The 13063-nt window shown below is 50.1% G+C and carries 5 protein-coding genes; 1 reads left to right on the top strand and 4 read right to left on the bottom strand.

Annotated features, from left to right (window positions below):
* Window positions 1–10 precede the first annotated feature (10 nt).
* On the top strand, window positions 11–1129 hold the full coding sequence (locus P2W83_RS17170) for a hypothetical protein (protein ID WP_276135002.1): 1119 nt from the start codon (window positions 11–13) through the stop codon (window positions 1127–1129).
* Between the two features lie 58 nt (window positions 1130–1187).
* Here P2W83_RS17170 and P2W83_RS17165 read toward each other — a convergent pair whose 3' ends face one another.
* The 4 genes from P2W83_RS17165 to P2W83_RS17150 all read right to left on the bottom strand — a co-directional run bounded on the left by P2W83_RS17165 (window position 1188) and on the right by P2W83_RS17150 (window position 13050).
* Window positions 1188–4559, bottom strand: a complete 3372-nt coding sequence (locus tag P2W83_RS17165) for a DUF7948 domain-containing protein (RefSeq protein ID WP_276135001.1) — start codon at window positions 4557–4559, stop codon at window positions 1188–1190.
* 107 nt (window positions 4560–4666) lie between these two features.
* Window positions 4667–8185 (bottom strand): T9SS type A sorting domain-containing protein, encoded by a 3519-nt coding sequence (locus tag P2W83_RS17160; protein ID WP_276135000.1) that lies wholly within the window; start codon window positions 8183–8185, stop codon window positions 4667–4669.
* Between the two features lie 60 nt (window positions 8186–8245).
* Complete coding sequence (locus P2W83_RS17155; protein WP_276134999.1) at window positions 8246–10621, bottom strand: T9SS type A sorting domain-containing protein; 2376 nt, start codon at window positions 10619–10621, stop codon at window positions 8246–8248.
* A 47-nt stretch (window positions 10622–10668) separates the two neighbouring features.
* Window positions 10669–13050, bottom strand: coding sequence for a T9SS type A sorting domain-containing protein (locus tag P2W83_RS17150; protein WP_276134998.1), 2382 nt, complete (start codon window positions 13048–13050; stop codon window positions 10669–10671).
* Between the last annotated feature and the right edge of the window lie 13 nt (window positions 13051–13063).

Below are 13063 nucleotides of genomic sequence, written 5' to 3'. Positions count from 1 at the left end.
TTTTAGTGGTGTGAGACGCTTGTTTGCAACACTTCTTTTACTCATATCCGTTTGTTTTAATGTTGCTCGCGCAACATCGTGGTCACCTGTTCACCCGTATAAGGTGTTTTCCAGCGAAACTGATATAGTTGTAGACGCTGTGCCCTATAATCCTTACGCATGGGAGCCATCATTGGGTGAAACACGAGTTTACAGTGCAGGACAATTGCTTTATAAGATAGACAGGTACTTTGACGCACCGGTTTTCGCCAGCAATGATGGCAAGTATTTAGCAGTTGTTTATAGTGCAACTGACTCTCATCGGGGAACGCCGGCAGAAGTACGCGATCACTCGGGTATTGAGATATATGAAAATGGTAAGCTTTACCATAGATACAGTATGCCGGAAATAATAGGTAAAGTTCCCTTCCCTGAAGAAGGGGCTTTTGAATGGTCATACTATGTCGACTGGCCTGAAGAAATGCGAACAGGTGTTCAATTTGGGTGCGAAGCGTGTAGGGAAACATGGAGCGAACAGGTGTTGGCCAGTTGTGATACAAGTGAAATCGACAACGACGACTGCGCTGAATGCAGATCGGCCTGTGATTCATTCAGTCTATATCAACGATTGAAGCAGGTCGAGGAAAACGCCATATCAATGCGTGGAGATACCTTACGCATCTTAACCAAACTGGGAATGATATTGGAAGTCCATCTTTCTTCAAAACAGGAGATGACGCGGCGTCGTGTCTTTGATCAATCGAAGATGGAGATTTTGCCCGCGTCGACAAGGAGAAAAGACACAAAGGAGATCGACTGGCCTGGCATAATGGATTTACCACAATTGGTAAATGGTGATAGTATCGAGATAGAGTTGGGAAAGCTATTTACGAATTTAGGTAGGTATAACGCCAACGAAAAGCTGGGAGTGCACATTACAAGCATGGTCATAGACTCGTCGGGCCGCTGCGAATTTTCAGAGATTTACTTTATGACAGAAGACAAAGACTGGGATAAGCATTTCTATAAGTACTCTGCAAAACAGGTGCGATCAATCATTAAAGAATGGATAAAAAAACAACGTTTCGACACATCGTTAATGCCGTCGGGGTTTAAAAAATATTCCTTCGAAAGCTATATCGATATTTAGCTTAAAACAAAAAAAAGCCACCTTGTCAAAGGTGGCTTTTTTTTAGTTAGTGTTTCATTTACTCGCTTATCACAAACTTCACATCGCTGTTTTTACCGCCTACATCGAGGCGCAGTATGTACACGCCGGCTGCGGGTTCTACCGGCATATTGATCGTCTTATTGAAATGTTTTCTGAATGCCTTTACCTGGTCGCGGTAGATGGATTTGCCCATCGCGTCCACCACATCAAGGTTCACCACCTGGTCTTTTTCAGTATTGCCCTTTACGGTAAAGCTGCCTTTGTTAGGATTAGGGAATAGCTCGAAGCTGATCTCCTCCGTTACACGAACATGTGTACTGGCGCTAGCAGTACAGCCGTCTTTCGATACGGTGAGGAAATAATCACCGCGCTGGTCAACACCAATGTCTTCCAGCAACGGATTTTGCAGTGTCGATACAAAGCCGCCGGGGCCGGTCCAGCTCCATGTTACGCCATCCCTGTTGGCCGATCCTTCAAACTTGATGGTATCGCCCGGTGTGCGCAGTTCTATTTCTTTGATGTTGGCTTCCAGTTTTATGATATCCACGTTCAGGGAGTTCGAGTCTGAAACGCAACCCTTGTCTGAGGTCATAAAGGCATAGTACAAACCAATATTAGCTTGAGTGACACCCGTAATAGTCGGCGATTGCTCGGTCGACGTATAACCATTAGGACCTACCCATTTGTAGCTTACATCCGGCATACTGCCTTCAACGGTCATGGCCAGGTTCGAGCCTTCGCATATAGGGCCTTTGTAGGTTAACTTAGTTACATAAGGGCGTGGATTAATGATCACCTCAACACTGTCTTCGCTGCCGCAGCCAAAGTTGTCTGCAGTCACCACATAACGGCCGGCGTGTGTCTCTGTCGCATGACCAATTTTTACCGATGCTCCCGTTTGACCAATGCCGCCCGGCAGGCTCCATGTGAACAGTACACTTGGTGTAGTGCTCGTAGCTGTCAGGTTGATAGAATCATTGGTACATACTTGCAGGTTGCCCGTAATAACAGGTTTCGCCTTTTCCAGTATGCGTATGTTCTTGCCATTGTCTGGTGTAGTATATACTGGCGATGATGACACAATGCGCAGGCGGTAACCATTGCCCGGTGTGATGTTCGCTGGTATGCCGCCTTTTATCGTGCCGCTTTGGTTGGAGTAAAAAGAACCGATAGTGGCAGGATTGGTAAAGCTGCCATTAGCATCCGAAAGTTGCAGGTAAAAAGTGTTGGTCGCACCGAATTGCACCTCGGCTACGTAGGCCAGCTCTATAGAATCCGGAGGACAAACAATCGTATCGGTGAACGGCTCGAGGGTAGCAATGGAATCGTGCCATTTAGCAATGAAGGCGTCGGTAGTAGCATAGCCAATGGTCGTCCATGTGTCGCGGTGCGTGCCGGGGGTAGTGATACCGCTGGGACTGTTGGTATTGCCGCACACATACAGTTTGTTTCTCCTGTCTAGCGCCAGGCCTTTTATGTAGTCGTGGTTGGCGCCGCCGTAGTAGCTGCCCCAGGTTTGGTTACCTGTAGGGTCCAGCTTGAGGAGGTAACCATCCCAACCACCGCCGGGATTGAACTGGTAACTACCCGGCGTAGAATAAGTGGGCGTAAGGTGAGCCACAGAACCTGCCAGGTATATGTTGTCTTCGTTGTCTGCAACAATGTTATTTCCACCCAGGCTTTTTACCCACTGAAATTTACCCTGGTTATTGAATTTCAGGGTTGTCTTGCCCACATCCGTAACCATATACACATTGCCCTTGCTGTCGGCGCAAAGGTCTGACGGTCGTGAAGTGACATCAGTGCTGCCATCCCAGCCGTCGTGGTAGGAGCTGTACAACACCACGCCATAAGGGGAGAACTTTACAATGAATGAATTGCTTATGTCTGTTGGTGGTGGCGGCGGGCTGGGTGGGGGTTGTGGGTTGTAGATAAGTGTATCCAGCTCCGCATCGGGTGTGCAATAAAGGTTCAACGACCATGTTTCGCCTGTCATGAATACATCGTTGTTGGCATCTACCGCAATGGCGTGGCCCCAGTCCAGGGCTACGTCGCCAAAGTAGGTGCCCCAAAGCACCGTGCCCGATGTACTGAATTTTGCAACATAGGCATCGCCACCGCCGCCGCTATAAGCGCTTTTAAAACCCGAGGTGTAATGGATCTTGTTGTTGCTGGCGGTCCTTCCGGTGATGTACACTTCGCCGGCGGCGTCTATCGCCATCCGTTCGCAGGTTTCATCACCGTTGCCACCATAAAAAGTACCCCATACTATCTGGCCGCCTGCATTGAACCTGGCCAGGAAGGCATCATCGCCGCCCTGGTTGCTGGTCTGGTGTACCCATGGAGGGAAGGCAAGACCCGATAGACTGTTGGACTTACCGCAGATGTATATTTCACCGGCCTGGTTGGTCAGTGCATCGTTACAGAACTCATCGCCGAGACCGCCATAGTAAGTAGCCCACGCGCGTTGTCCGTCGCGGTTCAGTTTTACGATAAATGCATCTATCGTTCCCTGCAGGATTTGCTGGAATGATGGATTAAAAGGATCAGTGATATCATCGTCGCTATAAGTATAGCCCGCGAGGAACACGTTGCCTGCCGTATCAGTTGCTACTGCTTCTCCATAGTCATCCATGCCGGCCTCGCCGTAGTAGGTACCCCATGCCAGCACGGGGTCTATCACTACCGTGTTCTCTGAAGCCGCCACGGCAAAGCGCAGCTCGTTGTTCTTTACTATGAACGACGATGGCAGTTCTTTCTTCGTCACTGCATCGTAGCTGTATGGTTTCTTCTCCGTCACGCTGCCCAGGGGGGTGCGTGCGGTCACCGCGCCGTCTTTCATGCTCAGCTCTGTGGCGCCTTTGTAGCGCAGCCTGATATCGCTGGCCTTGCCGCCGGGGCGTACTATAAAGTCGTACTTCAGTTGGTTGTTGCTGGCATACAGCACCCAGTCAATGTTTGGGTACACGTTCTTATAGGTCACCTTGCCGAAGCTGTGGGCGGTAACGCCCTCCGGGCATTGTGGCACGTAGTAATTCTCGTAGTATGGTTGCTGCTGCTCTTTTACGATTACAGCGTTCTTATTAGCCCCCACCAGTTCTACATCCATGCGGTAGGTCTCGAAGGTAGCTGGCGTGATCTTGCCTGTCTTGTCTTCGGTGCGTTGAGGCGTGGCTGTTTTCTTCCACATATAGTGCACCTGCCCGTCGCCTATGAATATGCGCACACCTGCCGCTTCCAGCTTCAGGTCTATGTCTGTGCGTGGCTTTTTATTACTGCCGGTTATCTGCCCCTTGTTCTCGATGAAGGACAAAGGCGCCTCCTGCAGTTTTTTGCCTCCCGATGCAGGAGCGGCCTGCAACAGCCAGGGCAATGCAATAAATAAACTGATGGGTAATAATTGCTTCATTGTGTGCCGATTAACCCCTTTAAATTAAGCATTTATCCCCTAAAAACGCAATCCGGGGCCGCCAAAGGGGCCCCGGACCGGGTATTCATTCGTTATATGGTTATTTTCTACCTGCTCACCGTAAACCGGGCATGGTACACCACGCCATCAGCCTGCAGCTTCAGCATATACACCCCATTGGCCACAGAAGCCGGCAGGGCGATCTCTAACCTGTTCTCTACAGGCTGCGACCGGTCGCTATAAACAGTCCTTCCCAGCGCGTCGACAACATCGGCGCTCACATGTCCCCCACGAGAGAGGGCAAGGGGAATGTACACAACAAACGACCCGTTATTAGGGTTCGGGTATAAATCCAGTTTCCTGTCGGCATCAATATCCGAGATGCCGGTCTTGATATTCACCACCATCCTGTTGCTCGTATTGCTGGCAGGCGAAGCGCACCAGACCCCGCTGGTTACTACGCAGCTAATGGTATCTCCGTTCGAAAGATTATTAGCGCTCCATACATTGCTGGTGGCGCCTATCACATCCTGCCCGTTGCGTTTCCACTGGTATTTGGGCAGCGTGCCTGCATTGGTAGCCACAGCCGTGAACTTCACCAGCTGCCATGGACTGAGTAATGTACCGGGATCCGCTGTTATCGTTACAGTAGGACCCACAGTAAGTGGCAGCACCGTCATGCCCACCTTATTACTATACAGCACCAGCGGATCAGCACAAAGGCCCGTCACCGTCATCCGGCAATAGAAACTATCGCCGTCTGCAATGCCGGTAGCAGGGTAAGAGATGGTTGTTGCACCGCCAATGAGTGTGTTATTCTTATACCACTGGTATTGCGGCGCTGTGCCTGCGTTGAAGGGCACTGCTACGAAATTTGCGTTGGCGTTATTGATGCACAACGTATCGTTGGGACTGGGGTAGACGCCGAGGGAGGAGACGTTGTTGACGGTAATGTTGGTCGTTACAGTAGCATATTGACAACTATTCAAAGTAGCGTACACAGAATAGATTCCACCCGCATTCAATGGTACGGGCGCTATCGAAGGGTTTTGTGTTGTAGCTGCAAAGCCATTTGGCCCGCTCCACGTAAAGACCGCACCGGGCATGTTGGTTACGCTCAGATTGAGTGTACCCCCTGCACATACGGGGCTGTTACTGCCAGCCGTGTAGGTTGCCGGCGGCGTGGCGACCGCAACGTTTGTTGTGCCCGCCTGGGATACGCATCCATTTACGGTAGCTGTAACCGAATAGGTGCCGGCTTGCGATAAAGTTGCGTTGTTGATAGCAGGATTTTGTTGTGCAGCAGAATAAGATAACGGGCCGGTCCAGTTATAAGTGGCACCTGAAACGTTATTCGCGAAAAGGTTGATCGGTGTGTTAGGACATACAGGACTATTGCTGGTAGCCACAGGTGTAGCCGGTGTCGGATTGACAAGTACCGTGGTAGTGTTTGAACTACTACAGCCATTAAGCGTGGCAGTAACACTGTAGCTTCCCGAATACGAAGTGTTCACATTTAGCCTGTACGGGTTTTGCTGTATCGTTGTATAACCTCCGGGACCAGTCCACTGGTAAACTGCACCTGCGGTACTTGTTGCTGTCAACCCCATGCTGTCGCCGGGGCAAAGCGGACTGTTGCTTGTAAGTGCAGGAATAGCCGGCAATGGTTTTACTGTTACAGCCGTGGTGTCTTTCCTGTCGCATCCATTCATGTTGGCAGTTACTATGTAGTTGCCACTGTGTGCAGGTATTGTACTTGTTCTGCTGGCGTTTGCAGTGTTGGCTGTATAGCTTGCCGGGCCCGCCCATGAATATGTTGCGCCTACTGTAAGGTTGCTAGCCGAAAGATTAAATGAAACTCCTTCGCAAACCGGTCCGCTGTTAGCGGCTACTGGTTTGGCCGGCGACAGGTTGACGGTTACTTGTGTAGTATCGGACTGTTTGCAGCCATTCAGGTTAGTTGTCAATGTGTATACTCCCGAATGAGCTACAGTAGTATTGGCTCTCGCAGCATTTTGCAGGGTCGAATTATAACTGCCGGGTCCTGTCCATCCATAAGTAACACCCGCAGTCGTAGTACTGCAAAAAAGTTTAAGACTATCGCCACTGCATACCGGGCCATTGTTTGTAGCGCTTGGTATTGCCGGCATCGGTTGTACCGTTACAATAACGGCAGATGATACTGCGCAGCCATTACCCGCTGTTGCCGTTACAGTATAGGTGCCACTATGAGAGGCACTGGCTGGAGTAATTACCGGCCTTTGCAATGATGACGAATAACTGTTAGGCCCTGTCCAACCGTATACCACGTTGGCTACGTTGGTTACGTTTAGCTTTATTGAATCAGTAGCACATACAGGATTGTTGCTGATTGCGTTTATCGCAGGTGGCGACTGTTTGATCGTAACAAATTCTGTATCGCGCGCAAGGCACCCATACTTGAATACAGTAACTACATACTCGCCGCTATCTGCCAACTGGGCACTGGCAAGAGAGGTGTTTTGAGAAGCTGCAGAAAAATTGGGACCCTTCCATTTCCAACCGGTAATGCCTGTAGAGGTAGTGGATGCATAGAGGTTGATCGTGTTGCCCGAACATACTGGTGTGTTACTTGTTGCTACAGGCTTGGCGGGGCTAATCATCCCTATGGAAATATTCTTGCCATTGTCTTCGGATACATGGACGCCATTACTGGAAATTACGCGCATCCTATAACCTAACCCCGGAGTAATTGTTGCGGGTAAGCCAGCCTTAATATTACCGGAGACGGTATCAGTCTTTGAGCCGATGTTGATCGGGTTGGCAAAACTTCCGTTAGCATCAGACAACTGCACGGTAAATACATTGCCCGCATGGAAAAAGCCTGAGTAAGCATTGTAAGGAACCATAAAGCTATCTGTGCCACATATCATTGAATCTCTGTAGTCGATATACAGTGTATCTCTTAATCTCACTAAAACTGAGTCGACATAATAGTTGCAGTGATAATTTGTTGAGATAACAAGCGGTGTGATAGGTGTGGCACCGGGAAATCCGCCGATCACAATATTGTCGTAGGCTGAGTCGGCTACAAAAAAGCCTCTGAGTTTGGTCCAGTTTATTTTATCGCTGATGATGCCGTAATTGCTGTATGATACATGCGGAGCGACATTGAGCTTGCCGGATGTTGGCACAGTTGATGGTCCTGAGTCGTAGAAGAAGACACCGAGATCATCTGTGGCGCAGCCTGAATAGTCTGAAAGTGAAACGTGGATGGTTACCTCGTAGGCTGCTCCCGCTTGCATGGGGGCCATATAGCCGGCGGCGTATGCCTTTAAGTCGGTTGGAGAAGAGGGATTGTAGTAATGCTCGTATATGCCAATGTACGCGTCTCCCGCAACAGTTTGTTGATAGCCAAAGCAGTTTGTTGGAATATCTTGGTCCAACCAGGAGGAACAGGTGTTGTAATACTCGACCATGTACCCATTGTACATTCGCCAGTTAGTGCAAAGTGTTGTTAGGTTATAAACGCCATAAACAGGACAAGAATTGTACTGCTCAAACCCCGGATTAACTACAATGTTCGGGTGTTGAGCATAACCGAAGATGGGTGCCAGCAACAGCACCATGGGCAACAAGTACTTCATAGAGTAGTAGGTTGGGTAATGGGATACTAAAGATAATAATTATTGTAAATGCAACAATTACTACCTGTTTACTGTAAATGGTATCGTCTGCACTCCATTGTTTGTGGTCAGCTTCAGCATATAAGCGCCATTGGCTACTGAAGCCGGCAAGGTCACTTCCATTTTGGTTCCTGCAGCCATTGGGACCGTGTATACTTTTTGTCCCACAGCATTCACAACATCGATGCGCACATGTCCACCGGCTGAAGGGAGATACACAACAAACGATCCGTTATTCGGATTCGGGTACAAACTCAATTCGCCTTTATTCATGTCATTGATACCCGTCGGGAAGTTCACCACCATGGTATCGCTGTAAGCTGCCTTTGGTGTGGCGCAAGGGTCGCTGCTTTCTACTATGCAGTTGATCTTATCATTAGGGTGCAGGCCAGATGTGCTCCAGTTAGCGTGTATGGCACCAGTAACGTTCTGGCCGTTGCGCTGCCACTGGAAGGTGGGTTTGTAACCACCATTGCTCACGTTCGCTATAAACAAAATGTTCTGTCCCGGCAATGGTGCTGATGGATTGGAGCTGATATCGATAGACGGCGTGGTGGTAATAGGCAGCACATGCATCTTGATACCATTGCTATAAAGGTTCAACGTATTAGCACAAACATTCGGTGCTATCATCTGGCAGTAGAACGAATCGCCGTCTGCTACTGCACTCGTTACATACAGTGTGCTATTGGCACCGCTGATGGCCGCGCCATTTTTATACCACTGGTATGTTGGCGTAGGACCGGGATTGGTCGGCACTACCACAAAGGTCACTGTGGAACCCGCGCACACTGTATCACTAGGGCTCGCCCAGCCGCCAATAGAAGAAACAATATTGATAACAGGCACAGTTGATCCCGCCGCTGAAGTACAACCGTTAAGCGTCGCAGTTACCTGGTAGGTGCCTGCGTCGTTTGGCCCTGCTGCATTTATAGTTGGATTCTGTGTAGCAGATGTAAAGCCATTCGGTCCCGTCCACGAATAAGTAACGCCTGAAGTACTGCTGTTGGCAGTCAGGTTCAGGTTAGCGCCTGCGCAGATGGGTGTGTTGTTGCCCGCTGTTGGTACTGCAGGATATGGCTTGATGGTTACGTTAGTTGTGCCTGCTGCTGATGTGCAACCATTGAGGCTGGCAGTTACACTATATGTGCCGGTATGTGCTAATACTGTTGTTGCGATAGTCGGGTTTTGCTGGCTCGCAGTAAAGCTGTTAGGTCCTGTCCAGTTATACAGCGCACCTGGTGTTGTGCTGTTGGAAGTCAGGTTGATGCTCGCCCCTTCGCATACAGGACCATTGTTGTTGGCCGTAGGTACTGCGGGTTTTGGTTTAACCAATACCGTCACTGTATCCTTTACACTGCAGCCGTTCAGCGACGCGGTTACTATATAGTCGCCCGACTGTGTGGGCTGCGCGCTTGCAATAGTTGGATTTTGTATAGCCGATGTATAAGAGTTCGGTCCCGTCCACCCATAGGTAGTATTGGGCAGGCTGCCGCTAGCCGACAGGTTGAGCGTGCCATCCTCGCATATAGGACTATTGCTGGTAGCCAGCACGCTGCCCAGCGTGTTCACCACTTTTATATTTATACCATTGTCCTGCGATGCGCGTGCGGGGTTGGTGCTCACTATGCGCACCCTGTAGCCCGTGCCGGGCGTTACGTTAGGTAGTTTGCCATGAATGATGCCACTGGTGGTAGCAGTGAGTGTGCCGATAGTTACCGGTGTAGCAAAACTGCCAAAGGCGTTCGATAGCTGCAGTGTGAACACATTGCCCGCCTGCATAGTCTGGTTGACCGTAAAGGCCACGTGCACGCTGTCGCTGGGGCACTTCAGGGTATCGATATAAGGTTGGGTGATCGTAATAGTGGTATCGTCGGCAAAAGCGAAGTCCATCAGGCAACCGCCGCCTGCACCTGTCGTGTGCATGATCCGTATAGAATCGATAGCGGTGAGCGAACTGATATTGACCTGCGCACCCTGGTGGGCGCCGGCAGCAGTATTGAAAGAAAGATCGCCCGATAGGGCTATGGCTGTACCACCCATGCCCGAACAGCTTACAGGCAATGCACTGACGTCTGTTGGTGTAAGCATATACTGCGAGCCGTTGATGAAGAAGCGAACATTTTCGCCGGTATGCATGATGGCGAAGTTTGTCCGCACTTTGTATACAGGAGTACTGAACTCGAATTTATATCCATTGATGCCGCCGCTGCCTATCAGGTATGGGCCTACGCAGTTGAAAGCCGGGAATACACTGCTGACATTGATACCAGTTACTGTTACAGTGCGCCCGCCAATGGTTTGGGGTCCGCTGTTGTGTGTTACCGGGTAGTAAGTTTGCGCACCCGCCGCCACCGATAGTAGCATGACCAGCAGGAATAGAGTATAGTTCTTCACTTCTTTAATGTTTTATTTATAGCATGTTGAACACATGCGGGTTCGCATTACCTGCTCACTGTAAATGGTATGCTTTGCACGCCCTCATTAGTGGTCAGCTTCAGCATATAAGCGCCATTAGCTACAGAGGCCGGCAGGGTCACTTCCAGTTTGGTTCCGGTAGCCATTGGTACCGAGTACACCTTTTGTCCCACTGTATTGACAACGTCAATGCTCACATATCCTCCGGCAGAAGGGAGATACACTACAAACGACCCGTTATTCGGATTGGGGTACAAGCTCGACTCGCCTTTGTTTATATCCTCAATGCCTGTCGGGAAGTTCACCACCATCGTATCGCTATAGGCATTCTTTGGCGTGGCGCAAGGGTCGCTGCTTTCTACTATGCAGTTGATCTTGTCGTTAGGATGCAGGCCCGAGGTACTCCAGTTGGCATGTATCGCACCAACAACGTTCTGTCCGTTGCGCTGCCACTGGAAGGTAGGTTTGTAACCGCCATTGCTCACATTGGCCATGAACAAAATGTTTTGTCCCGGCAGTGGTGTACTGGGGTTAGAGCTGATATCTATAGATGGCGTTGTTGTAATTGGCAATACGTGCATCTTGATGCCATTGCTGTGCAGGTTGAGTGTATTTGCGCAAACATTAGGCGCTATCATCTGGCAATAAAAAGAGTCACCATCGATTACTGCACTCGTCACGTACAGTGTGCTGTTGGCGCCGCTTATGGCCACGCCATTTTTATACCACTGGTATGTTGGCGTAGGACCGGGATTGGTGGGCACTACCACAAATGTTACCGTAGATCCCGCACACACTGTATCGCTCGGGCTTGCCCATCCACCAATAGACGAAACGATATTGATAGCAGGCACGGTAGATGCAGCCGCTGAAGTACAACCGTTAAGTGTTGCAGTTACCTGGTAAGTGCCCGCGTCTTTTGGTGTGGCGGCTGGTATAGTTGGATTTTGTGTATTCGATGTAAAGCCATTAGGTCCCGTCCACGAATAAGTAACGCCTGAAGTGCTGCTGTTAGCGGTCAGGTTCAGGTTAGCGCCTGCGCATATGGGTGTGTTATTGCCCGCTGTTGGTACTGCGGGGTATGGTTTGATGGTAACGTTAGTTGTGCCTGCCGCAGATGTACAACCATTGAGGCTGGCAGTTACACTAAAGGTACCTGTATGTGCAAGAACAGTTGTAGCAATGGTTGGATTTTGCTGGCCGGCCGTAAAGCTGTTAGGTCCGGTCCAGTTATAGAGCGCGCCCGGTGTAGTGCTGTTAGCCGTCAGGTTGATGCTTGCACCCTCGCATACCGGGCCGTTGTTGTTGGCAGTAGGTACGGCAGGTTTTGGTTTCACTAATACCGTCACCGTATCCTTCACACTGCAGCCGTTCGTCAGGGCAGTAACTATATAGTCGCCCGAGTGCGATGGCAGCGCGCCTGTGATAGAAGGATTTTGCGAGGATGAAGTATAAGAGCCGGGACCACTCCAGGTAAAGGTGGTAACAGGCAAGCCACCGCTGGCCGTCAGGTTCAGCGTCGCATCCTCGCATATGGGGCTGTTGCTCCCGGCAAATATGCTGCCCAGCGTGGTCACTACTTTTATATCCACCCCGTTGTCCTGCGATATGCGTGCAGGGTTAGTGCTGGTTATACGCACCCTGTAGCCTGTGCCAGGTGTAACGTTAGGCAGTTTGCCATGAATAGTACCATTCGTGGTTCCTGTCAGCGTGCCGATGTTTGTGGGTGTAGCAAAGCTGCCAAAGGCGTTTGATAACTGCAGTGTGAATACATTGCCCGCCTGCATAGGCTGGGTGGTGGTAAAGGCTACGTGTACACTATCGCCGGGGCATTTCAGTGTATCGGTGTATGGTTGGTCAACAGTGACGACGGTATCGTCGGCAAAATAGAATTCGTAAGCAATGCCGCCCAGAGAATAGGAACCGTTATGGTGCAGGCGCACAGAGTCTATAGGGAAGGTGGTATTGATGTCCACATTTCCGCTGGCTGCACCGGTGTTAACCTCCAGGTTGCCGCTCACAGCTATCAGCAATCCGGTCAGAAAGCATGCTCCCGGAGTGGTAATATTGGCGCCGGTGAGCGTATAGGCCACACCGTTGACGTAAAAAGTAACGACCTCGCCCATATTCTGCCCCTGCATCATGAAACGGACTTTATACACAGGGGGTACCATGGCGTATTTATATCCCAGTTGGGTATTGTTCTGAGCCACTAAGTACGAGTTAGCCGCCAGTCCGCAGCTGGCCGGCGAGTATGTGGATGCAGCATTGGTGGCCGTAACCGTAACGGCATGGGTGCCGATGGTTTGTGTGCCGGATGTATGCGATACTTTATAGTAGGGCTGCGCCTGGCTGGTAAATGCAAACAAGCTTACAAAGGCAGCAATAAAAAAAGCAAAACGAAACATAATAGGTTAAGGT

This window comes from Polluticoccus soli (assembly GCF_029269745.1).
Classification (GTDB): domain Bacteria; phylum Bacteroidota; class Bacteroidia; order Chitinophagales; family Chitinophagaceae; genus Polluticoccus; species Polluticoccus soli.
Note: the sequence above shows the minus strand (reverse complement) of the source record. Positions and strands in the feature narration are given on the sequence as shown.